The 24,827-nt window shown below is 38.2% G+C and carries 19 protein-coding genes and 1 pseudogene; 8 read left to right on the top strand and 12 right to left on the bottom strand.

Annotation, left to right across the window (positions count from 1 at the left end; all coding sequences use genetic code 11):
* Positions 1-283: 283 nt before the first annotated feature.
* The gene (locus Q0X77_RS12730) at positions 284-1,405 is read right to left on the bottom strand and encodes a nickel-binding protein (protein ID WP_297797947.1); all 1,122 of its coding nucleotides are present in this window, start codon (positions 1,403-1,405) and stop codon (positions 284-286) included.
* 178 nt (positions 1,406-1,583) lie between these two features.
* Between Q0X77_RS12730 and Q0X77_RS12725 the strand changes: the two are divergent.
* A pseudogene (locus Q0X77_RS12725) lies at positions 1,584-2,194 on the top strand (pseudouridine synthase).
* Here Q0X77_RS12725 and Q0X77_RS15395 read toward each other — a convergent pair.
* Positions 2,178-2,330 (bottom strand): DUF2807 domain-containing protein, encoded by a 153-nt coding sequence (locus tag Q0X77_RS15395; protein WP_366939219.1) that lies wholly within the window; start codon positions 2,328-2,330, stop codon positions 2,178-2,180. The pseudogene Q0X77_RS12725 and the gene Q0X77_RS15395 overlap by 17 nt on opposite strands.
* 609 nt (positions 2,331-2,939) lie before the next feature.
* The gene (locus tag Q0X77_RS12720; RefSeq protein ID WP_297797946.1) at positions 2,940-3,395 is read right to left on the bottom strand and encodes a cold-shock protein; all 456 of its coding nucleotides are present in this window, start codon (positions 3,393-3,395) and stop codon (positions 2,940-2,942) included.
* Positions 3,396-3,828: 433 nt separating this feature from the next.
* On the opposite strand from Q0X77_RS12720, the gene Q0X77_RS12715 reads away from it, so the two are divergent.
* From Q0X77_RS12715 to Q0X77_RS12695, 5 genes are all read left to right on the top strand, one after another.
* Complete coding sequence (locus Q0X77_RS12715) at positions 3,829-4,587, top strand: DUF1080 domain-containing protein (protein WP_297797943.1); 759 nt, start codon at positions 3,829-3,831, stop codon at positions 4,585-4,587.
* A gap of 6 nt (positions 4,588-4,593) precedes the next feature.
* Positions 4,594-5,286: an orotidine 5'-phosphate decarboxylase / HUMPS family protein gene (locus tag Q0X77_RS12710; protein ID WP_297797941.1), complete on the top strand. Its 693-nt coding sequence runs from the start codon at positions 4,594-4,596 to the stop codon at positions 5,284-5,286.
* Positions 5,287-5,321: 35 nt separating this feature from the next.
* Positions 5,322-6,347, top strand: a complete 1,026-nt coding sequence (locus tag Q0X77_RS12705) for a zinc-binding dehydrogenase (RefSeq protein WP_297797939.1) — start codon at positions 5,322-5,324, stop codon at positions 6,345-6,347.
* A 6-nt stretch (positions 6,348-6,353) separates the two neighbouring features.
* Positions 6,354-7,151, top strand: coding sequence for an SDR family oxidoreductase (locus tag Q0X77_RS12700; protein WP_297797938.1), 798 nt, complete (start codon positions 6,354-6,356; stop codon positions 7,149-7,151).
* A gap of 81 nt (positions 7,152-7,232) precedes the next feature.
* Positions 7,233-8,066 (top strand): sugar phosphate isomerase/epimerase, encoded by an 834-nt coding sequence (locus Q0X77_RS12695; RefSeq protein WP_297797936.1) that lies wholly within the window; start codon positions 7,233-7,235, stop codon positions 8,064-8,066.
* A gap of 95 nt (positions 8,067-8,161) precedes the next feature.
* Here the strand turns inward: Q0X77_RS12695 and lpxD are convergent, their stop codons facing one another.
* The 4 genes from lpxD to Q0X77_RS12675 all read right to left on the bottom strand — a co-directional run bounded on the left by lpxD (position 8,162) and on the right by Q0X77_RS12675 (position 12,560).
* A complete protein-coding gene (gene lpxD, locus Q0X77_RS12690; RefSeq protein WP_297797934.1) occupies positions 8,162-9,151 on the bottom strand; it encodes a UDP-3-O-(3-hydroxymyristoyl)glucosamine N-acyltransferase in 990 nt (329 codons plus the stop codon).
* A gap of 80 nt (positions 9,152-9,231) precedes the next feature.
* On the bottom strand, positions 9,232-10,269 hold the full coding sequence (locus Q0X77_RS12685; RefSeq protein WP_297797932.1) for a zinc-dependent alcohol dehydrogenase family protein: 1,038 nt from the start codon (positions 10,267-10,269) through the stop codon (positions 9,232-9,234).
* A 182-nt stretch (positions 10,270-10,451) separates the two neighbouring features.
* On the bottom strand, positions 10,452-11,321 hold the full coding sequence (locus Q0X77_RS12680) for a DUF4382 domain-containing protein (protein WP_297797930.1): 870 nt from the start codon (positions 11,319-11,321) through the stop codon (positions 10,452-10,454).
* Positions 11,322-11,630: 309 nt separating this feature from the next.
* Entirely contained in the window at positions 11,631-12,560 is a 930-nt protein-coding gene (locus Q0X77_RS12675) for a nuclear transport factor 2 family protein (protein WP_297797928.1), read from the bottom strand.
* Between the two features lie 230 nt (positions 12,561-12,790).
* On the opposite strand from Q0X77_RS12675, the gene Q0X77_RS12670 reads away from it, so the two are divergent.
* Positions 12,791-14,983: an amino acid permease gene (locus tag Q0X77_RS12670; RefSeq protein WP_297797926.1), complete on the top strand. Its 2,193-nt coding sequence runs from the start codon at positions 12,791-12,793 to the stop codon at positions 14,981-14,983.
* Between the two features lie 18 nt (positions 14,984-15,001).
* Here the strand turns inward: Q0X77_RS12670 and Q0X77_RS12665 are convergent, their stop codons facing one another.
* A complete protein-coding gene (locus tag Q0X77_RS12665; RefSeq protein WP_297797924.1) occupies positions 15,002-17,809 on the bottom strand; it encodes a prolyl oligopeptidase family serine peptidase in 2,808 nt (935 codons plus the stop codon).
* A gap of 222 nt (positions 17,810-18,031) precedes the next feature.
* Between Q0X77_RS12665 and Q0X77_RS12660 the strand changes: the two genes are divergently transcribed.
* Positions 18,032-19,534 carry an aminotransferase class V-fold PLP-dependent enzyme gene (locus Q0X77_RS12660; RefSeq protein ID WP_297797922.1) on the top strand — a complete coding sequence of 501 codons (1,503 nt, stop codon included), beginning with the start codon at positions 18,032-18,034 and terminating at the stop codon, positions 19,532-19,534.
* Positions 19,535-19,619: 85 nt separating this feature from the next.
* On the opposite strand, the gene Q0X77_RS12655 is transcribed toward Q0X77_RS12660, so the two are convergent.
* The 4 genes from Q0X77_RS12655 to Q0X77_RS12640 form a co-directional block, all read right to left on the bottom strand.
* A complete protein-coding gene (locus Q0X77_RS12655) occupies positions 19,620-19,991 on the bottom strand; it encodes a GerW family sporulation protein (protein WP_297797920.1) in 372 nt (123 codons plus the stop codon).
* A 10-nt stretch (positions 19,992-20,001) separates the two neighbouring features.
* Positions 20,002-20,511, bottom strand: a complete 510-nt coding sequence (locus tag Q0X77_RS12650; RefSeq protein ID WP_297797918.1) for a hypothetical protein — start codon at positions 20,509-20,511, stop codon at positions 20,002-20,004.
* A 184-nt stretch (positions 20,512-20,695) separates the two neighbouring features.
* Positions 20,696-21,142 carry a BLUF domain-containing protein gene (locus Q0X77_RS12645; protein WP_297797916.1) on the bottom strand — a complete coding sequence of 149 codons (447 nt, stop codon included), beginning with the start codon at positions 21,140-21,142 and terminating at the stop codon, positions 20,696-20,698.
* Between the two features lie 314 nt (positions 21,143-21,456).
* Complete coding sequence (locus Q0X77_RS12640; protein WP_297797914.1) at positions 21,457-23,943, bottom strand: mechanosensitive ion channel domain-containing protein; 2,487 nt, start codon at positions 23,941-23,943, stop codon at positions 21,457-21,459.
* Positions 23,944-24,827: the final 884 nt, after the last annotated feature.

The following is a 24,827-nucleotide window of genomic DNA, read 5'->3' as shown; positions in this document are numbered from 1 at the left end:
TGCTGAATGATTTTTCCTCTTAGTTGAGATCTGAAATCTTCTATTGCAGAGCCATTTAGATCATTTATTGTTTGTTCTTTTTCTACTGTATGTGACATTGTTTTAGTTATTAATTGGTTGATATATTACTTTAATAGCGTATCCTTTTAATGAACAGTAAGGGGGAAGAAATGGTAACTGTAATTGGATTTATTGTAAAGTTATATAGACCAAAGTAGGCGGATAGCTACTTTTAATTCAAAAAATTACAATTTTAATTCAGGTCTATTCTTTGGCGAAAATTTTAACTCTGATACATTTGGGCATATTTGGAGGGAAGGATCCCAAACTTATCAAAAAAGGATTTTGAAAAATAAGCAGGACTATTAAATCCACTTTCAAAGGCAATCTCAGAAATATTCCCTTTTTGGTCATGGATAAGCTCCAACGCCTTATTTAACCTGTATTCTCTAAGGAAAGTGATAGGAGATTTACCGGTGAGTTTTTTAATTTTCCTGTATAATTGTGATTTACTGTGCCCGAGTTCTTTACTTAGTGTGAAAATATTAAAATTAGGTTTGTTCCAGTTGTGTTCACAAAATTGAACCAAACCGGTAACCAAAGACACCTCTTTAGGAGTCAAGGTCCTGATTAATTTATCATCGATGACCGCATTCCGGTTTTCATTTTCATATAAGGACTTTACGGAAGGGGAAATAACGATTTGTCCGTGGATTAGTTCGCACATTTGTGTTGCCAATGCAATAGACTCTGAAAAGAGACCATCTTTTTCCGTTACCGGTGATCCTGTGCACAGCCCAATTTTTAGGCGCTGATTATCCCTTTCCAGTTTAGGGTAGCTATACTTAAAACTATCCTGGATTTTTAAGGCACATAGTACCGCATTGGTAACAGATCTGAATGAGATCAAATATGACTTGTCATTTTCTCTGACTATACTTCCTTCAAAATGCTTGACAGATTTTGCCACAGAACGATGAAATTTCTGTGTAAACATGCTTAGTTGATGCGTATCCAACCTGTGAAGAAAATCTGAAGATTCTATTACCATTACTACTCTAAACGCAGGATCATCAATAATACTTAGGTCTTCATTTTCGTTTTTTTCCGGATCTTCAATACGCCCAAGGAAGGATTCCACCAAATGTGGATCAACTTCTATGATATCATGGGGAAATTCGCCATGCGCATGATTATGCATATTTTGAATGGCTTCCCTGTTAGGTGCTTCTATCAAACAGAAAGCAGTATGACGTTTCGTATCACACCAATAGGTCATTCCCTTGCATCCAAATAGATGTTCCACCTTCAGATCTTCCTGGTGCATTAATGCAACATGCTCTGCTGTTATTTCTTCGGGGATATCATGTCGATCCATGTATATGGGCATAGGCGTTGTTTTCATACAATTTAAGAAAAATAATTAAATTTTGCTGATTTATTTATACACGCAACCTAACCTTAATGAAAGAAAGATATAAGAGAATTTAGAATAACATTACTTTAAACAATTTACTTATTAGAACGATTAATGAGCAAATATGAGACAGCGTATAAAAGACTTTGGTACCTTGCCAACTCGAATGGATACCAGATCACTTCACTTTAAACTTTATAAACCCTGTGGCATAATAAGTCAGCTGAAATCAAATAATCCAAAGGAATTACGCAAAAAGAAATTTTTAAATGAACTTTACGCCTTTCCGGATGGGTTATGCCTATAGGACGTCTCGATGAGAAATCGGAGGGCTTGCTTCTTCTTACTACAGATGGTAAACTTAGTGATGCTATAAACCGATCTGGCGTGGAGAAAGAATATTATGCGCAATTGGATGGGAAAATATCTGATGAAGCCGTTAAGCTTCTGGAAAAAGGCGTAGCCATTGGTTTTGAAGGAAAACGATATTTTACGAAAGCTTGTCAGGCCAAAAAATTAACCCGCTTCCCAATACTGCCTGAGGCCGATAAAAAACTTCGAATAGGCCGCCACAGACCAACGAGTTGGATTAGTATAACACTTACTGAAGGTAAATTCAGGCAGGTTCGAAAAATGACCGCCGCTGTGGGTTTTCCTACAATACGACTTGTAAGGGTTCGTATTGGTGACATATCTTTAGGAAACATGTTGCCGGGCGAAGTACAGCCCCTGAGAAATCTCACTGTCAAATGTGTAGAATTCAATTCATTGGAATGACCTGTCGTGAGCCTGAGATATTGATATTTATGGTTGGGCTGCCTTTGTAGTAAACATTGCCACTGCCTTCGATGTTTACGTTTAGACTTTCTGTAGAAAAGACTTCACAGCCGCCAGAACCTTCAATGTCTACCACGGGAATTAATTCAGGAAGCCTGATTACTGTGGTTTGAATTTTTTGAAGAATGGGTTCGGTTCATGCTCCATCCATAACCCATGTGATAATTTAATGTCCGTTTAATGTAATTCATGTCAAGCGTTCTCATGATTGTTCGTTTTTTGATTGTTGTATACCTAAAAGACGTTTACTTTATCCTTTTGTTACATCAAACAACCTAAAATTATACCCAATTGCCTTTTATCCCTGTACTTTTAAAAATGCCAAATTTGCTGGAGAATGGGTGTAAATGCAGCTAATTAATGGCAACAATTAACCACTGCTAAAACTATTTAAACGGTTTTAGTGATTGGGTGAGAAAAGTGTATGGGTTATAGCCCTTTATTAAAATGAATTACTAAAAAATGTAGTTTTTACTTTATCCCTAAAATTCTTTTAAATAAACGAACTTCACATTGATAGAACTTACAGATAAGTTCAATTACATCTGAATACTTCTTGCTTGATTTCATCTTGTTTTGGATTTATAATTTACTTATTAGTATCTCAAAACCATAAAAAATCACAATAAAGCGTATAGATTTTTAAATCAACCGGGAATTGATGTATTAAGGAGCAAGGATGAAGTTATACTTTTTTTACCCTAACGGCATTGAGACCTTTCATGCCTTTTTCAAGTTCGAAGGATACCTTGTCATTTTCAACGATCTCATCGATTAATCCACTGACATGGCAGAAGTATTTTTCATTATTCTCTGAATCGATAATAAATCCAAAGCCTTTGGAGCTATCAAAGAATGATACTTTACCCTTTCTTACAGGATCCAATTCTTCAACATCGCCTTCTTCCTTTTTTGGAATACCGAGGATGATATCCTCAGCTTCAATTTCAACTTTAAGCGAGGGATCAGGAGGTGTATCCGTTAAATTGCCATTATGGTCTACGTAAGCGAATTCAATACCCCCGCCTTTTTCTTTAGCCGCAGCTTTTCGTGCTTCTTTTTTCTTCTTTTTGTCTTCTCGTTTTTTGAGACGTTTTTTTTCTTTCTCGCCTTTACTATAGGTCTGTTGGGATCTTGCCATTAAAATATTCTATTTTTTAAGATTATGTTTATGTCTAATAAGAAGAATGATTAAGAAATAAGCGCTTGGAAAAGTAAGATTGGGATAGTGAATACTCCAAAAAATTACTCAGAACTTTGGTGACTATGGTTCGGTTGTCTTCCTATTAAACTACTACGAAGATAAGACATGCATTTTAATTAACAATTAAAAGGCCTGGAAAGCTTACCAAAATTGGACGATATTGAACAATTTTTTAGTGAAAAGGTAATGGAATTATTAAACTATTTAATATTTCTGTGGTGAAATGAATATTGTTTCATAAAACCGTATTTTTAGAAATAGTTATTCCTTTAAAAACATTATTCGGCTAGTGTCAATGCTAATTACAATACATAGAAGGTTAAGATTTCAGGTTTTAAAACAAATCCTTGTGATCCTCTTTTGTAATAGTATGCTCTTAGGAATTCTTTCCTGCAGGGAAAATAATCAGCCTCCGTCTCAACAAATAACTTCTGCAAAAGAAGACCGGGGGCCCGACTTTTTAGCCATATTTGATGGTAAGTCATTAAAAGGCTGGGACTATGACCCAACTCATTGGTCAGTAGATAATGGACTATTGGTGGGCGAGGTCACATCAAAGAATCCACTGAAGAGCAATACATTTATTATTTGGCAGGATGGACTACCAGCAGATTTTGAACTTAAACTGGAATTTCGAATTTCAGGATCGGGTAACAGTGGTATTAATTATAGAAGTGCGCAATTGGATACAATTCCTTATGCTTTAAAAGGATATCAGGCAGACATTGATGGTAAAAATAGGTATACCGGTCAAAACTATGAAGAAAGAAAACGCACTACCCTGGCATACCGGGGAGAAAAAGTACGTATACCGGACTACAAAAAGCCCGATGAACCGGGATCTTTAAAGTCAGGTATTAAAAATAATGCCTGGCAAAACAGGGAAATAATAGCTTCACTTGGAAATGACAAGGAACTACAATCCAAAATTAAGGTTGAAGATTGGAATAGTGCACATTTAATAGTTACAGGCAATCGAATGCAACATTATATCAATGATATCTTAATGAGTGATGTTACCGACCTGGATAAAGATAACAGGAAGCTTTCCGGTTTTCTGGGATTACAATTACATGTAGGACCACCTATGAAGGTTGAATACAGGAATATTAAGATAAAAGAATACTAAACTTAAATGAAACCCATAGTACAGATATCTCTGGATCTAACAAACATTGAAGAAGCTCTTGAAACGGCTGCATTAGCTATCAGGGCCGGTGTAGATTGGCTGGAAGCCGGCACTCCCCTATTGTTGGCAGAAGGGCTTCATGGGGTAAAGAAATTGCGAGAAAACTTTCCGGGTGTGCCTATAGTTGCAGATTTAAAAACCATGGATGGAGGCTATTTAGAGGCCGAAATGATGGCCAAAGCAGGAGCTACCCATGTAGTTGTGATGGCGAGAGCTCATGAGGAAACCATAAAAGTAGTTGTAGAGGCCGGAAAAGATTTTGGGATACAAATTATGGGGGATAATCTTGGATGTCCGGATATGGTAGCCGGTGCCAGACGGTTGGAGGAACTTGGTTGCGATTATGTCATACACCATATTGGTTATGATGAACGCAGGGGAATAGCTTCACGGGGATTACCTATGCCGAGTCCGCTTGATCAACTTAAAGAAGTGGTTGCTGCTGTGAATATACCCGTACAGGCTGTAGGCGGTTTAACGCTGGAACAAGCCATTCAATGCCCCGAATATGGTGCCCCGCTTGTAGTTTTAGGAGCGCCATTAACTATCGATGCTGATGCGTTTAGGACTGCTGAAGGTGACCTCGAAGCCTCCTTAAAATTAATATGCGAAAAAATACATGCATACAGGGATACATAGTATTCAATAAAAACTAACTATAAATAAACAACTAAATGAATTCTATTGCGGTTGTGAATTATGCTCCGGAAAAAGGTAGTGTAGAAATCAGAGAAATAATAAAGCCAACTATCAGTAATGATGAAGTTTTACTGGAAGTTTCTCATGTAGGTGTTTGCGGGAGTGATTTGCATCAGTGGACGGCAGATCACAGCTGGCCTGTAAATTACCCGGTAGTTCTGGGACATGAATTTGGTGGACATATTGTTGAAATTGGAAAAGATGTCAGGGATTGGAAAGAAGGTGATGCAGTAGTAAGTGAAACTGCTGCAGTGATAAATTCCCAAAACCCGCTTTCAAAGCAGGGCCTTTACAATCTGGACCCCGACAGAAAAGGATTTGGATATGGCGTTAACGGCGCCATGACGCAATTTGTTAAGGTTCCTGCCAGGTGTCTGCATAAAATCCCGGAAAACCTTTCTTTTGAACAAGCCTGTTTAACAGAACCTTGCTCCGTCGCTTATAATGCTGTTATTGGTAACTCCAAAATACATCCGGGTGACCGTGTAATTGTAATAGGCCCTGGAACTATAGGTATATTATGTGCTGCAATGGCTCAACTCTGTGGTGCCGAGGTAGCGCTTGTAGGTTTGGAAAAAGATGCCGGACGACTAAACATTGCAAGGCAATACGGTTTTGAGATTATCACAGGTGATGCCTCGTCATGGGCATTAGAAAAAGATGGCATGGGGGTAGATTGTGTAATAGATGCTGCCGGGGTAAGCGAAACATTAAATCTGGCCTTAAAATGGGTAAGGCCCAATGGGCATATTACCAAAGTAGGCTGGGGTCCGCAACCTTTCAAGCATTCCCTGGATCCGCTGGTACAAAAAAATGTGACCCTGCAAGGGAGCTTTAGTCATAACTGGCCTATTTGGGAAAAAGTGCTTTCGCTCTTAACTTCGGGAAGATTGGATGTGAAGCCAATAATTGGTGGAGTATGGCCGCTGGAACAGTGGGAAGAAGCTTTCCATGCCATGCATTCCGGGAAAATTGTAAAAAGTGTTTTAAAACCAGGTTAAATCATTATGCGTTTAAAGAACAAAGTTATTCTAATTACGGGAGGTTATACCGGTATTGGCCGGGCTATAGCCAGGGCATGTGTAAAAGAAGGAGCCAAAGTGGTCCTAAATGGATTAGTTGAGGAAAGGGGTAAGAAGCTGTTGGAAGAATTAGGGGACAAAAATGCCGCTATAATTACCATTGATATTACGAAGGAAGAGGCCCCTGATTTCTTGATTAATGAGGCCATCAAATATTTTGGTAAAATAGATGCCCTTGTTAATAATGCCGCGATGATCGTTTCTTCTAATATTGAAACGACAAGTCTCTCTTTTATGAGAGAGATGCTGGCTATTAATACCCTGGCGCCCTTTGCGTTAATTCAATCTGCATTACCATATTTAAAGGAGACAAAAGGATGCGTATTAAATATTGGATCAATAAATTCCTGGGGCGGGGAACCCAATTTGCTTGCTTATAGCATATCTAAAGGAGCCTTAATGACCTTAAGTCGAAATCTCGGAGATAGTTTGTTCCGGGATCATGGGATTCGGGTTAATCAAATTAATCCGGGATGGGTACTTACAGAAAACGAAAAAGTTAACCAGAAGCAACAGGGAATGGATGATGATTGGTATAAGGAATTACCAAACCTTTTTGCACCAGCCCGCCGTATTTTGGAGCCACAAGAGATAGCTTCCGGAGCTATTTACTTATTATCTGATGAATGCGGTCCGGTTAGTGGCCAGGTACTGGAGTTGGAACAATTCCCCATGATAGGTCGTAATCTGCCAAAGAATTGGAAGGGCTTTCGTAATGAGTAATTAATTTAAAATAAGTGTTAGGTGCCCAAATTAGCCGTTTTTCCGAAAGCTTATATGCATGATCTATGCAAAACCGGTGCAATGAAAGTAGCTGAGTGGATTGATTTAGCTACGGCATTGGAGGTTGATGGTTTAGAATGGTATGCGGGTTTTTTGGAAATGACAGATCAGTCCAATTGGGAGGTATTCAGAAAAAAAGTGGAAGAAAAAGGAAAAATGATTCCGATGCTTTGTTGTTCTCCTGATTTTACGCACCCAGATAAATCTTTCCGGGACAACGAAATTAAAAAGCAAAAACGCTGGATAGAAATGACTGAAGCCCTGGGTGGTTCATATTGTAGGGTCCTCTCTGGTCAAAAACGTCCGGAATTATCCATGGAAGAAGGAATAAAGTTTGCTGCAGAAAGTATTGAAGCCTGTTTACCCTATGCGAGCGAACGGGGAATTACTTTAATTTTAGAAAACCACTACAAGGATGACTTTTGGGCATATCCTGAATTTGCACAGAAAATGGAGGTTTTTTGTAAACTTGTGTCTTTAATAAATCATCCTAATTTTGGAGTTAATTATGATCCCAGCAATGCCTTCCTGGCAGGTGAAGATCCACTTGAGCTATTGAAAAGAGTTTCTTCCCGGGTAGTGACTATGCATGCCTCAGACCGTTATCTTTTAGAAGGTACCCTTGATGATCTCCGAAAGGAAGAAAGTGGAGTTGTCGGATATGCGAAAAGACTTCGCCATGGAGAGATTGGCCAGGGATTGAATGATTATGATGCGATTTTTGCAGAACTAAAAGGAGTTGGGTTTGATGGGTGGATTAGCATAGAAGACGGGGTGGATGGCATGGAACAGTTAAAAAGAAGTGTATCCTATTTAAGAAAAAAAATACCTAAGTATTGGCCTGAATATAAATAATATAAGGGAATATAATTAAAGTTATTATTTAATAATAAACAGGCAGCCTATATAAGGTATGCAACAGAATTGATTGAAGAAAATTACCTGGTAGGTTACTGGATCAACTTACGTGTGGCAACCCATTCCCTGAGTTTATCTCTGGCATCAGATGCGGGGTAACCCAGAACGGTTTTTCCGGGTGGAACATCAGCTAGCACCCCGGAACCTGCTCCAACTGTGGCACCAGAATGAATCGTAACATGATCCTTTATTGATGCACTACCTCCAATAACAACACCATCTCCCAGGGTCACAGATCCTGCCAAACCACTAGCACCTGCCATAATACATGAGCGCCCTAAAACGCAGTTATGCGCAATTTGTACCTGGTTGTCAATCTTGCAGCCATCGCCCAAAATAGTGGAACTGAATTTTCCGCGGTCAATCGATGTATTGGCTCCGATTTCCACATCATTGCCAATGACCACATTTCCTATATGCGGAATTTTTACTAGTCCCCGTCCATCTTCCCTTGGCCTGTAACCAAAACCATCAGCTCCGATACTAACATTTATTTGAAAAATACAATTGGCTCCTATTACGGTTCTTTCACGAATTACGGTTCCGGACCAAATCACGGTATTATCGCCAATTCTGGTTGCATCCAGGATGGTAACATTGGGATATATAATAACTCCTTTACCCAATACAACATCTTTTCCTATATAGCTCCCGGCTCCAATTTTAGTATTGTCCCCTATTATGGCAGTCTTATCAACTACGGCACTAGGATGTATATCCTTATCAAAATATGGGGTATCCTCGATAAAAATTTCCAGTAACTCCGCCATAGCCAAATCGGCATTTTTAACTTTTATAAAGGCCCGGTTAGCTCCCGGCACAACTTTGATTCCTTCATTTACAATAGCTACGGATGCATTTGAATTTGCCCATTTTTGTGCATATTTTCTGCTTCCAATAAAGGTAATTTGTGAATTATCTGCCTTTTCAATTTCTTCCAATCCCAAAATACATTGGTCTGTAGTTCCGACCATCTCTCCTCCGAGGATGTTAGTTAATTCTTCAATAGTAAATGATTTCATGTATTCAGGGGATTATGCTAATTATTAGCGGTTTAGCGTAAAGATAAGGTTTAATTCCGGGGTTTAACTTTTTAAAGTTCCTAAAACGTATTGATGACATTAATTCCCGTAGCATTAAACAGGTGCATTTTAGGTAAGTAATCCGGTACTGCTTCCAGGGTTATGGTTTCGGTAATAATTTTACCTAAATTTATTTTTGCTGATTTAATAAATGCAAACATCTCATCATATTTATGGGCTTGCATCCCATGACTTCCAATGATTTCCAATTCATTGGCAATTACCAGGGGCATCGGAATTGGCGGGTTTGCATCAACTTTATTCAATAATCCAATTTGAATATGTTTCCCTCTCTTACGAAGTCCGTTAATGGAATTTAGGCAAGTAGTTTGGTTACCTATTGCATCAATAGAGACATGAACACCTCCTCCACTCGCTTCTCTTATGGCCCGGACAACTTCGGTATTTGTAGCATTAATGGTATAATCTGCTCCCAAATCTTTAGCCATTCTACATTTATCATCTGTAATATCAACAGCTATTACTTTAGCACCAATACCCCGAGCTATTTGAATGGCGGAAAGTCCTACTCCACCACAACCATGGATGGCAATGGTCTGATCTGGAGTTAATTTTCCCTGATCACGAACCCCACGATAAGCCGTAATAAACCTACATCCCAGGGCAGCGGCTTCTGTAAATGAAATCTCCGGTGGTAATTCCACCAAATTTTCATCAGCAAAATCAATCGCTACATATTCCGCAAAAGATCCCCATGCGGTAAATCCGGGTTGAAACTGATTATCGCAAACTTGCTGATTTCCGGATAAGCAATAGTCACAGGAGCCGCAACCACAAACAAATGGCACTGTAACGCGCTGACCAATTCGCCAGTTTTTAACATCCCTGCCAACAGCCATTATAGTACCTGCAAATTCGTGTCCGGGAACATGCGGTAATGAAATATCAGTATCATGGCCCATCCAACCATGCCAGTCACTCAGGCATAAACCACTGGCCTCTACTTTAATAACAACACCAAGCTCACTAGGAACAGGATCAGGGGTATTTTCAATGCTTATGGACCCCTGAAATTTTTGATATATGGCAGCTTTCATACTAAAAACGAATAGCAGGGTCAGGTTTATTTTTCATGGGATCAATGGGTGTTAACACCGAAAATAATCATTTTTGTTAACTGTTCGGAGAGGCATATAACAATTCAGGAAAGACAGCAGACTTTTTTGCATAAAAAAGGCGGAATATCACTATTCCGCCTTCCGGACTTAACCACTGTTCCTTATGGCACAGGAACCAAATCAAAGTCTTGAATTATTTTATTCCCCGCCATAATAGTTACTTCTTCTGCTGTCTGTGTTTCGTAGCCTTCCAGTTCTACCATCACATCATATGGACCCTCCATAAGGCCCAATATCATATAGTTACCGGTTTCATCTGTAAAGGTGCTTGTGTTAAGGGTGTCTGCAGCAAAAACAGATACTATGGCACCCTCCAATCCAATTTTTTCTTCATTCTGGGTAGTGCTCACCAAACCAGCAAGCGTTCCGGCAAAAGATATATTACTTGCCTTTATAACCGGTTTAAAGTTAAACCCATTAATACCTGCAAGACTTTTACGGTTTCCTTTAGGTATAAATGATCTGCTTACGTCAAAATCTAAGAGCAAATCTGAACTTATTTCTCCACTTACCACTAAAGAAGGTTTTATAAATACCTTAATTCCTGTTTGTTCTCCACTCGGGACTTTCAAATCAAAAGTGGAACCATCATTCAGCACAACATTAACACCTTTTACATAAACCCGAACAAGGTCATATGACCCAACAGGCACATCAATATCTGCAAGCATCTCGGTATTTCCATTGGTGAGATTTATTAGGTTAACATCTATCTCTTCCTCCATTAAAACTACAAAAGGATTACCTTCCTCTTTGTTATTTTCTTCATCCTCCATCCCATTTCCTTTATGGCGCGCGTCTATTTTAAAAATAGTAACATTGGCCTCAGAAATTAAATCATAGGGAAAGGGAGCATCTGTTAGTTGCACCGAAAGTCTTCCTGTGTTCGGGTCGTCGTTCAGATCCTCACTACAAGATAGTTGTAGTAAAAAGGCACTAATAAAAATAATAAGGGATAATTTCTTTTTCATGGGGGATTTAACTTACTATATGTTAATCAAGTATGAATATTGTTAACTGAGTCTTGTTCAATTGAAAGCGCTAATTTCCTGATTTTTACTAAAACAATTGCCGTTTTTGCCATTTTTTCGATATAATGCATGACGTATTATGCTGTTTTTGGTCTGTGAAGCCGACCTTGCCCTTGATAACTATATACTTGTAAATCATATTATTAACAGCCAGAAGTACCTAAAAATGTTAGTTACATTTAGATTGAAATAGTACTATATCAAAAAAGAGCGCTTTGAGCGCTCTTTTAAAGGTTTAGGTTGGTATTTTTACTTCGCGTCCAGTACCTTGGTACTTATATAAGAACTGGATCTGACGATCTTGCCATCTTCATCAAAATCGTGAATATATAAGGCAGGAAGGATTATTTTTTTTCCGTCAGCTTTTCTGGTCATCCTAAATTTCCACCAGGATTGTACCGCTCTGCCATCGCGCAAATCATATTCCAGATAGTCTGGGTAGCCGACAACATCAATACTGTTGATCTCAAATGCCTCCATTACTTTGCTGTTTCGTTCTTTTATTTCTTCAAGGCTCAGTGTTTCGCCATCGGGCAATTCCAAGGTGTTAAAGCGGGCATCTTCTTTGAAAAAGCCGTAGGCGGTCTCCAAATCCATGTTTTCAAAAGCGTTCATCATCTTCCTAACAGAATTGATATTATCGTGATGGTTGTATATGGTACCGTTTTTTCTATCTTCAAAACTTTGTCCAATTTCCCAGAAAACCCGCTCATTAAAGTAATTGATCATCGTTTCAATTTTATTGTCGTCATTCAATTTAAATAAGCGATGGGTGGGCATATCAATTTTTACTCCTGTTGAATTATGCATGGCCTTAAGGTGGTGCCAGGTCTGTACCCAAACTCCGCCATCTTTATACTCTATGGCGTCGGGATAAGCGCCTTTGCTTGGCTTAAAGGATACATAGGACAGGTTATCTTTCCAAAATTTAGATTGGTTAATAAACTGTTCTTTGTCGTTACCTTTACTATCCTTATTGATACCGGTCCCGTTATAAGCTTTAAAATCTTCTGCCAGGTAGGAAGCTACTTTATCGGTATCTCCTGCAAAGAATGCATCAAGCATATCATTGACTAAATCAATTGCCGGATGTTCATTAAATACTTTTCCATTGTTCTTTTTTTGGGAATAACCCATGGCTACAAAAAGCACCAGGGCGGTAAAAAATACATTTTTCATATCTATTTATTAATTGGTTATGCCGGCGAATTAAAAAAATCCGAAAATGAGTTACAACATATAAAGGACGAACGTAGCTAAAAAGTGTCCGAACAGATCTGTTTAATGACCGGAAGAAATATTGGGCAGCCCTATTAAATAATTCATTACGAAATTCCTTTCAAATTAATTCATTCATATTTAAACAGAATTATTATCTTCTGCGCAAATTAGGTATGTCTAATACTCGTATGGGAAAACAACCAACCAACGGAAAGAAATTCGGGACTTTTGCAGGCGTTTTTACACCTACGCTTTTAACCATTCTAGGTGTTATCATGTACCTTCGACTGGGTTGGGTAGTTGGTAATGCCGGACTTCTGGGCGCATGGTTGATAATTATCATTGCATTTCTTATCACATTGACCACCGCACTATCCATGTCCGCGATTACAACCAATATCCGTATAGGGGCCGGGGGCGCATATGCGATAATTTCACAGGCACTTGGTCTTGAAGTAGGTGGCAGCCTTGGTATTCCACGATATGTCTCTCAGGGTTTGGCTGTTACCATGTATATCTTTGGTTTTCGGGAAGGCTGGTTAGGGATTTTTCCGCATCATTTCCCTTTTTTAGTTGATATTATTGTTTTTGGTGTTTTATTGACAATAGCTTACATAAGTGCTGATTTGGCCATTAAGACCCAATTTTTTATCATGGGAATCATTATTTTATCGCTAATATCTATTGTAATGGCCGCTTATTATGGTTCAATGGCAATCCCCACTGAAGATGCCATCCGATGGGGGAATTTCAAAGGATCTCCTGAAAATGGTTTTAGTGGTACCACATTCTGGATTGTGTTCGCTGTTTTTTTTCCGGCCTCAACAGGAATAATGGCCGGTGCTAATATGTCAGGGGAATTAAAGAACCCAAATAAAAGTATACCTGTAGGTACCTTGTGGGCAATTGGAGTAAGTTTTGTCATCTATATGGCACTGGCTTTTTGGCTCGCCCGATCAGCCACGGAGCAGGAATTAATCTCTAATTATAATATCATAATTGACAAAGCCTTTTATGGACCTTTGGTCATTGCGGGGATCCTTGGTGCTACTTTTTCTTCTGCCCTGGCCTCCCTTGTAGGTTCTTCGCGTATTCTTTACGCCATGGGAGAACATCGTGTGTTGCCCTATGGTAAATTTCTTGCCGGCCAAAGTGCAAACGGCCAGCCCAGAAATGCAATGATTGTTACAGGGATCATGATTTTTTTAACAATGTTGCTACGCGATCTTAATGCAATTGCTCCCCTGGTCACTCTCTTTTTCCTCATTACCTATGCCATGATCAATATCGTGGTAATTATAGAACAAAATTTGGGTTTAATAAGCTACCGGCCATTATTTAAAATTAATAAATGGGTGCCCTGGATAGGGTTATCTTCATCCATATTGGCAATGTTTATAATAAACCCAACTATTAGTTTAATTTCAATAAGTATTGTTTTTGTTGTTTATTGGTTTTTATCCCGTCAAAATATAGAAACTCCTTTTGAAGATGTCAGATCAGGCCTATTTGTATCTTTTGCCGAGTGGGCGGCTAAACATACCTGGGGCATGAAAACCATGCAGCAAAGGGCATGGAAACCAAATTTAATGGTACCGGTCCGGGATATTGTGGGCGCCAAAGGTAATTTTCAATTCTTAAGGAATATAGCAAGGCCTAGAGGTTCCATCAAACTCCTTGGTATAGCATCAAATACTACTGATGGCAAATTAACCAAAGAATTATCATCGCTTTCGGAAGCCTTTAGAATTAAGGGCGTTTTTTCTTCGTCGACTGTTATTAATACAGATGATTTTGCCAAGGGAGTGAATTACGGGAATCAGGCTTTAAAAGGAGCATTTTTCAGACCTAATATTGTTTTCCTGAACCTGCAGAACCATGATAACTATGAGACTGAGATTAGACCTGTAATAAAGGAATCTATCCGGCTCGAAATAGGGGTCTTATTGTACTCTTCACATCCTACAGCATTATTGGGTAGGAGAAACATGATTAATGTTTGGGTAAGTGATCGCACAGACAACTGGGATCTTGGCTGGGATATCGGCAATTTAGACTTGTCAATCTTAATTGCATACAAGCTCAAAAAAAATTGGGAAGCAAATATTAGGCTAATTATTGTTATTAAGGAAGAGGCAGAAAAAGAAAATGCCCAGAAATTTCTGAATTTACTTATTAACCTGGCCCGACTTCCCCAAACACTAACGGAAGTACATGTGGGAAATTTTAAAAACGTGGTGGCAGATGCCCCTTCCTCAGACCTTAATATTTTTGGAATGGACGAGAATCTTAGATTTGATTTTGTCAATGAAATGACACACTTAACAAATAGTTCCTGTCTTTTTGTGAAAGACTCCGGTCATGAAAGTATACTTGCTTAAGCCTTCAACTCCCCTTAACTAATTTCCATCGGAATTTTCGATCAACTCGTAGCCCTGATTTACACCTTTTTCAATTGCAGGAACACCACGGTCCATCCATTTCGGTAATGGAGCTCCCTTTAAATAATGATCAAAAAACTGAGCCATGCGTATGTTAAAATCTTTTCGGTTTTGCAATTTTAATGGCCAGTGGGGTTCACCATTATAGTTTAGAAACCATGAAGGTTTGCCCAACCGTCTTAAACTCACAAAGAACTCTATGCCCTGATACCATGGAACATGACCATCTGCATCATTATGCATAATCAGCAGCGGGGTATTTATCTTATCTATATTGAAGATGGGTGAATTCTCCATGTATCTTATCGGATATTCCCAGGGTGTACCCCCTATCCTACTCTGGGTATGTTCGTATTGAAATTGCCTGCTTAAGCCCGTCCACCAGCGAATCCCACCGTAGGCACTAATCATGTTGGGAACCGGAGCTCCTGCTTCAGCAGCTTTAAAAATGTCTGTCTTAGTTACCAGATAAGCTATCTGATATCCACCCCAGCTATGGCCCTGTACCCCAATATTATCTTTATCAACAAATCCTTTTTCTATCAAGGAAGTGACCCCGGGGATTACGCAGTTATAGGCACTTTCTCCCGGATATCCAATTCGATAGTTAACATCAGGATTAAAAATTAAATACCCTCTGCTGGCATAAAAACTATAGTTAATTGTAGAACGACCCGGGTTTGGAGCCCTGTGATAGTGTAATCTGTCTGAACTTTTTTCGTAAAAATTTACGATCATTGGGTACTTCTTTGACGGATCAAAGTTTTCCGGCTTCACCAGTAGTCCGGTTAATTCATCACCGTTTAGAGAGGTCCAGTTAACCAATTCAATTGTCCCCCAGTTATAGCTGTTTTGTTGTGGATTAGCATTGGATATAAGCCTGATGTTTTTGAATCTGAGATCAGCGTATCGAATATCAGGAAACTCTTCAAATGATTCTCTTGTAAAGATCACGGCATCATCTAATTCGGCTTTTATTGGATCTCTGAATCGAAAAGGTCCTTGAAGCAAAAATTTTAAACTGGTATCTTTTGGATTAAATTCGGCATATCCCCCACTCTTATCGGTTTCATTAAAAGCAGTTAACAACCATTTTTTGGTAGTATCTAAAAATCGTTCTTCTTTGTCCAGTGAAACATAGCGAAACCGGGTTTTAGTTTCCCTGCCTTTTGTAAATCGCTTTCCTTCTCCGGTAAAGGGATCAAATCTCCAGATATCATATCGGTCATATAAAAGAATAGCCTTGTCGTTTTCGATCCATCCGGCTGCTCCATAAGGATCGGGCGGACTCGGGGAATCATGTAATTCGTCATAAAATTCCTTATCCTTAGTCAAATTTAAATAGGAATCCTTCTCAATGTTATATGCAAACCAGGTTTCTTCCATGGAATTGTAGCCATAAACAAATTTGCCCCCGGGGCTTAGGTTCACCGGTCCGGTAACTTTGGTAAGTATTTCTTTAATTTTCCCGGTGGCGCTATTTAAAATAGCATAGTCTTTTGCCCTTCTACCCGTCCATTGTTGCTCTAGCTGGTACGGTTCTGAGCGTTTTAATAATGAATAAGCCGAGTTCCCTTCATTACCCAACTCAACTTCCGGATAGTCCGTACTTCCCAATTGTACAATGCTAAAATCATCTTTTATGTTTAGTACAGCCTGGAATGACTGTATAGTGTCTGTCTTCAGCTGCAATTCCTGTACGGTATATAGCCGGGGTTCGTCGTATGTCCATACTTCAACATTTACAATTTCGTCTTCAGTAATCAGTGTATCCTTAATTATTGGGGGTTTTGTGAGCCCGAAAAATAATTTAGACTCATCTTTTGAAAAGAGTAATTCAGCATTTTGAGAAGGGTGATAAGCTAAGGGGGTATTGGAAGCTTCAGCTACTTTTATAGCCCTATCCTGTCCCTTTTGCCAAAGAAACAACTCTGTGGGCCTTATCTGAACCTTCGTAGTATCCGGATCAACAATAAAACCCAGATTATCTCCGGATTCACTAAAATTGAGTTGATAATATTTTCCTTTTTTGACTGAATGTACCTTTGCTAAGGTAGCCTGGTCAAAATCAAGAATGTAAACTCCCGCATTTTCTTCCTGCTTGCTTCCTGTGGTTGCAAAAGCCAATTGCTTGCCCTTTTTAGCAAACGTATAGTCCGTAACAAACTTGAATGTATCTTTTTGTCCGGTCCGGATATCCTGAACCAACAGATGATAGCCGTTTTTCTTCCCTACTTTTTTCTTTTTCTCTTTGTCATCCTTTTCTTTTATCCCTAAGGTGTCTTCCGGTATTTCACTTTTTTCTTCTTTTATTTCTTCTATTTGGTAAGCGAGATATCCATTCCATTTTTCAGGGATTTTATACGATCGTATATGGCCAATTTTCAGCAGTGAATTATTTGCCAGATCATATATTCCCAAACTGTCTTTTGGGAGGTCCTTCTTTTTCACTTTACGCCTTTTCATGGCTATGACACTGTCTTTCCATGCCTTAATAGTAAATATCGCGTAATTTGAATCATAAGTAAATTTTCCCTCGGAACCACGGTCATATTCAAAAACCATATTGGCCTTCTTATCATGAACTTTTAAATAATGATCTCTTTCACCTTTTTCAAGGGAGTAAAGTATATAATTGCCATTTGGCGAAATAGATTTATTTTTTATGGAATTCCAGATAGCAAAATCTTTATGGTCTAAAACCTTTTTTTGAGCAAAAACAACGAAACAGGATATTGCCAGCAGGGAACTAATAATTAATTTCATGAGATATTAGTATTTGAGGCCTAAATATACTAGTAATATTTTTTAGTTCTATCAGGAATTGAAGTCGATTAATGCCTGAGTTCAGGTCCTTTCTTTAAGAAAAAAAGCTAAAACCGGATTCTACAGGGATGAAGTTATATTGTTTTAATATCTTTAGATAAGCTAACTTTCAAAAGATCAAAATTTTGCGTTCATTAGTACGAAATATAAAAGGAATTTGAAATGAAAACAATTCTTACGGCTAAGGATACACTTGAATCTTATTTTACTCCCTTTAGAAACCAGGTTGTTGGAATAGATCAAAGTTTTGAATCCCCTTATGGGACAAAGAAAATTATTTATGCCGATTGGACGGCTAGCGGACGAATGTACCGCCCTATTGAAGAAAAGTTGCTCAATGATATAGGACCTTTTGTGGCCAATACACATACAGAAACTTCCGTTACCGGCTCGTCTATGACCCTTGCCTATAAAGAAGCCCGTACTATTATAAAAGCTCATGTGAATGCATCAGAAGAGGATGTTTTACTAACTGTTGGGACGGGAATGACCGGGGCAATAAATAAGTTTCAAAGAATTTTAGGTTTAAAGGTTTCAGAAAACCTGAAGGAGTATACCAAAGTGCCTGAAGCTATTAAACCCGTGGTTTTTATTTCCCATATGGAGCATCATTCCAATCAGACTTCCTGGTTAGAAACTATAGCCAAAGTAGAAGTAATCCCCTGTAATTCAGAAGGTTTAATTTGCCTGGATAGCTTTCATAAACTTCTATTACAATATGAAAAACATCCTATAAAGATAGCCTCTGTTACCGCTTGCTCCAATGTTACAGGAATTGTTACATCCTACCACGAAGTTGCAAAGCTTATTCATAGTTTTAATGGATTATGTTTTGTGGATTTTGCTTGTTCCGCGCCCTATGTGCCAATTGACATGCACCCAAATGACAAAGACGCCCACCTGGATGCTATCTTCTTCTCGCCCCATAAATTCTTAGGTGGCCCCGGAGCATCAGGTGTACTTATTTTTAATAAAAAATTATACAAGAATTTAATCCCGGATAATCCTGGTGGCGGAACAGTGGCTTATACTAACCCATGGGGTGATCATGATTATATCGACGATATTGAAACCCGGGAGGACGGTGGTACACCCGGCTTTCTGCAAACCATCAAAACGGCTCTGGCAATCCGATTGAAAGAAGAAATGGGAACGGAAAACATTTTAGCCAGAGAGCATCAGATAATAGATCGAATATTCAATGAATTAGCACATATTAAAAATATTCATATCCTGGCATCAAAACACAGGGATAGATTGGGGGTCATCTCTTTTTTCATAGAGGATGTGCATTACAATTTGGTGGTTAAACTTCTGAATGATCGATTTGGGATCCAAACTCGTGGCGGATGTTCCTGCGCAGGCACATACGGCCATTACTTATTAAATGTGGACCTCACTACTTCCAAGGCCATTGAACAAAAAATCCTGGAAGGTTGTCTGATTGAGCGGCCGGGTTGGGTGCGTATGTCTGTGCATCCTATTATGACTAACGAAGAGATTGACTTTATATGTGAAGCTATTAAGCAAGTTTCCCTTCACCATAAGGAATGGAGCAAGGACTATGAGTACAATAGCCTTAAGAATGAGTTTGAATATAAAAGACAGGAACCCGCAGAAAAATATATAACAGCCGAATGGTTTAACCTTAAAAAAACCGAGTAGGATTCTCAGTGTTCTTTTGAATCCTACTCAGCTTCAACTAAGTCTTACTTAGCAAATGTTTTGGTTGATCTTTATTTAGATAAAACTAAACCAATTCTTCTTCTTTCTTTTTCATCGTTTCGACATACTTGTCAATTAATTCAGGTACTTTTTCAAAAGCGGCAGCTAAACCATGCGCTTTTCCTGCTTCAATAAAGGAAATTTCATTTTCCTTGGTTACCAAGAAACCTAATGGTTCAATTCCTACTCCGGCTCCGGCACCCATGCCCTGACCTTTTTTAGCTTTTGATTCAACGCCTTCTCCTCCACCTGATCCAAATCCCATGCCTACCTTAATAACAGGCACACATTTAAATTCTCCTAATTGAAATTGTTCGCCGATAACAGTTTCGGTATTAGCTTCTGTTTTGATAAATTCAGTGATTTTTCCTAAAAATTCTTCAAATTGTAATTCCATGATAAGTATTTTAATTGTTAATAAATGATTTAATAATGTATATGGGCCTGCTTTGCAAGTGTAACACCACGTTTACCCTACCTTCAAAATTTACCTGAAAGGTACCTACATAGTGATTCAAAAAAGCAAATGCAGGATACAGTTTTGCGTTTTGAATGCAATTACCGGTATCTATGTCCAATAGTAATTTCTTTACTTTAAAGGATTTTAGTAATTGTAACCCCCTTTTTAAATTTGACCTAAAATTTTGCTTTTTCCCGGAACTCTTCTCTATCTTTTTCTTCTTTTCCTTTTCCTTTTCCTTTTTTCTTAATGGGTAAAAGTAAAATCTTGTGAATAGTGTATTCAGCTTAATACGTAAGAATTCTTTTTCGTGACCTTCCAATGCGACTTTGGCCAAACCCCAAATTCGCACGAAGTATTGCTTTTTAGCTATGTTTACAACAATATCCAGAGGAACAAATAAGAGATAAGTTATAAACAGAAATAGAAGAATTCCAGTAATAATCCAAGGCATCATTTAAGTTTTATGCAAAGGAAATACATAGGAAATATTTTGGCAATGATCTGAATCATGACCCTTCTTTAAGTGCACAAAAAACTGCAGAAAAAGCATTTCCGTATTAGTACGGGCAGGATATAATAAAGCACACCCGGAGTGGTGCAGACAGTGATCGCAAGCAGCGATTCAGTAAATTTAATTATTAACCGGGTTTATAATATCCTTTTTCAGTCAGAAGATTCCTCACATTATACCAAAAGACTTTCATCGCAAAAATTGATTTTTCCGAACTCGCTGAAAGTGCTAATAGCTTGTCTTTAATTTCCTGTACTTCACCATTCAATTCAGTATTTAGAGGATCATGATAAAAGGCCATTGACCATTCCTTGAAGGTTCGTTCATTAGTTTCACCCTCAGAAAGTATGGTAAAGTGATCATGGCGATCATCCAATTTTATACTGTTGATTAAACTGGTAACAAGCTGCTTTTCTCCCTCAAGAACCTGAAGAAAATACCCCTTATTATAAATTAGACAGCCCGATATCTCATGAGCACTATTAAATTTTTTTGCTTGTGTAATTATGTCCTCAATTTCGGTAATGGAAAGTCCCGGCCTGGAAAAAGAGTGATAGGTAATCTGAAAAAGCATCTCGTGGTATACTATTAATAAATAAAGTTAATTGTTTAATATAGTTTGTTGAACAATTATAATATCAACTGGCCTTTAAATATATAATTATTATCCAATTAACGCAATACAGGAAATTTGTTAGAACAACCCCAAAACGTTTTGACGATTTCGTAACATAAATAAGAAAGGAATATCTAATGATTTAAGGGGGTTCAAGCGTTATTCATTCCACGTCATTACAATTCCTGAAACCCACAGAGTTTGTGCAGTAATACTTCACGAGATTCGTAAGTAATGCCCTTTACCCATTTATGTCGATCTGGATACTCGGGCTATTTATCTCTGTTTTGAATATCAATCCTTGGGACAGGTATTTCGATTCCTGCCTTTCGGAGCGCATCAAAGACTTCAATTCGCACCAAATTTGCAACGAGAAGGACGCCGCTCGAACTATCCATCCAGAAATATAGTTTAATTTCCATAGCGCTTTCTCCGAGGCCTTCAAAGTTCATATAGGGTTCTGGATCCTGGAGAACTCCCGGCTGCATCTTTGCTGTTTCAATCAAGAGTTCTTTGACGGCATTAATATCCGTATCGAAGGGTACCCGTACTTCCACTGTTATCCGTCTTCTAAGATCGGAGAGCGTCTTGTTGGTCAGTGCTTCAGAGAGGAGCATGCCATTTGGTATGATAACTTCAGCACCGTCCCAGGTACGTACTACACTCGCTCTGAATCCAATGTCCTTTACAACCCCGGAAATGGATTTTACTTGCACCGTATCTCCAATTTGGATAGGACGTTCCATGGCTATTATGATGCCTGAAATAAAATTGTTAACAATGTGCTGCAACCCAAAACCAACACCTACTCCCAGAGCGCCCACCGCAATGGTTAGTTTATCGAAGGGAATTCCGGCAGCGGCAAGTGCTATAATGAATCCCAGTATAATAAAGGTATAGCGTATCGTCATAGATATAGTATTAGAAACGCCTACCTTGAGCTGGGTTCGTGGAAAAACCTCCTTATTCAGTAAGTAACGAATAAAACTCGAGAGCCAGAGTGAAATTTGAATTGTGATAAAAAATGCAAGAATATTCCCTAATGAAATGCTTACTTCACCAACTGTGAATGGGGTGTTTAGAAAAGTATTGAAAGTTTTCCAAACATCCTTCCATATAGTTAAAAGGGATAGGATGGTATAGACCCAAAATGCAAAACCAACAATCTTTAGCACGCGGTTTACCTTATTTAATACGGTTTTGCTGTCCTCCTGAAGGATATATGATTTTTTAAAGAGCGGTCCCAATAAAATTAAATAAAGAAAGGCCCTCGCCAGGAGTATGGCTTCTGAATAAATGATAAAAAATATAAAAGTGCCCAAGGTTGCTGTTAACAATATTTGTGAAAGTTGTACAGCTCCTAAAATATTACTCAGAAGACCAACCAGGCTGATCATCATAAACAGACGGATAGTAAAAGGCAATAATCCAAACCATAGATCCTTCACATCGTCAAGCAAGTCCTTTCGTTTCTTTATCCAATATAATACCGAAAAAGCACCAATCCCAATAAAGAGAAGGGTAATACGCTGTACTAATGCAAAATAATTGAGATAGGGAATGATCAGGAATAACAAATAAAACACAATAAATATGACAATCTTGTACCACGCCCGATCTTTATCCATTAACCAAAACATTATACTGATAGGTATAAGCATAAATAATGCTATAATACGTGTTAATTCAACAGGCAATTCAGCGAAAAGGCTTATAGCGAACCAGGTGAGGATCAGAGATGAAAGAATAGGGTGGTGAAGTATTACACCAGATTCTTTGTATTGTTCAGGAAACGCATCAAAAAAGTAAGATGAATTAAACTTCAAATAAATTATCAGTCCCAGAAAAACTATAAAAGTGAAACCGGCCTGGTAAGGTAAATCGCGATTGTTTTTTAGAAATTCTCGTACAATTCCAATGCTGTTTTGTAAAACTAATATAAGTTTTGGCTCATCATGAACGTATATAGAATATTGCTTCATATTCCATATCGGAGGATATTCGGGAATCCAGATTTGTTTTGCCATTTCCTGTCTTCTATCATCAAGCAGGGATTTAGCGGCATTGATCTCGCTAAAAGTAACCGTCAACATATTTTCGACTGGCTGAATTTCATTGATCCATATATTCAGATTACTTTGTGCCAGGGTAAGTTCAGATATGTTGGAATTGAGATCATCAACTAATTTTAATATCACATTTACTTTGGCACTATCTTTTTCCAGCTCATCAGATTCTGATTTGTTTTCTTCCTTTTCCCCTGTCATAAACTCCAATGAAAGTAGTCCTAAGTTCAACAATGAATCTAGTTGTTTGTTTTTTAGCCGGGCATCATCTGACCATTCTGTCACTAACCCTTTCCACCTATCTACGCGTTCGCTAATGAGGTCTATTTCGCGCAGTTCCTTATCTAGGCGATCCAGCCTGTAGACGACACTGCTATCTTTCAATAGTTGTAATTTGGTGCTGATGTCTTCCCCGGCCAGGGGTAGTTCCTTTTTAATATGATTTAATTCCTCATTTTGTTTGGTTAAATCGCTGACATTTTTTACTAAACGATCAGAGGCATTAGTGTATTCCGGAATTTGCGAAATATTGAGTGGTTGCGGAACGGGGGCGATTGTATCGCCAACAATATCGTCTTGAGAAGAAGCGCCCGGTGGAACTAGTAACAGGAATAATATCAATGGAATACTACTGATAAAACCCTGTCGAATTCTTAGAAATAGATTTTTAAGACGTTCTATAAAAATGATCATAATTCTGTTAGTATTCAAATTTACTTTTTCAACAAACTATTCATTATCTAAATTTTAAACTGTACTTAATGATCATAATAGCCGCCACAAAAGTTGCTGTTTGCACATTGTCTTCAATCTTAACTTAGGCCTCCTTTTCCATGTCATTGGCGGAAACCAGGAAAACAGTTAGCACTATATTTAAAAGATGTTAGTGTTTTTACGGTATCTTTTTCTTGTGAAAATCCGAACATGCAAGTTAGTAGAACCAGACCTAAAAAAAATCATTATTTTCATTTATAACATAATTATACGCGGAAAAGGTTTCCATATACCGGAAGAAAGCGTTTAAATCTGTGTTCATTATTTACAAAACCTTTGCCAGCAGGAAAGAATCCTGCCAGCAAAGGCAACCATAAAAACCAACCTATTACTGAAATTTCCATTCAAATTCAGAATTTCTTAATCTTGTATTCCCTATTCCTGCTGCTCTAGTTTAAATTATTTTATTTCTTATAAATTTATAAACTAATTAGTAGTAATGTCAATAACCCTTTAGTAGTAAAAAAGTAGAAATTAGGTCTCGCCAGAGCAACTTTGTTTCAAATAATAGCCCTACAAGAACCTGGCTAAAAAGGATCCTTATAGATATTTCAATTTTAATATTTAGTTTTTATTTTTTTAGTAAGCCTAAAAGCTTGGTTTTGCAACAGACTCATAAATGCAAACCAAAGCAATGGGCAAACCATCACTTATAAAACCCTATCTGTTTTCGTAAACACCTCTTGTTTTTAGCTTGTCTTACTTTTTTGGTTATCAATTATTGTTTGTGCTTCATCTTCCGTTCCCAGGACAATAGCAAGCCATTTAGTATTGGGATCCTGTTCAAGCATTATTTTTATAGC

This window comes from uncultured Eudoraea sp. (assembly GCF_947258925.1).
In the GTDB taxonomy this organism is placed as follows: domain Bacteria; phylum Bacteroidota; class Bacteroidia; order Flavobacteriales; family Flavobacteriaceae; genus Eudoraea.
Note: the sequence above shows the minus strand (reverse complement) of the source record. Positions and strands in the feature narration are given on the sequence as shown.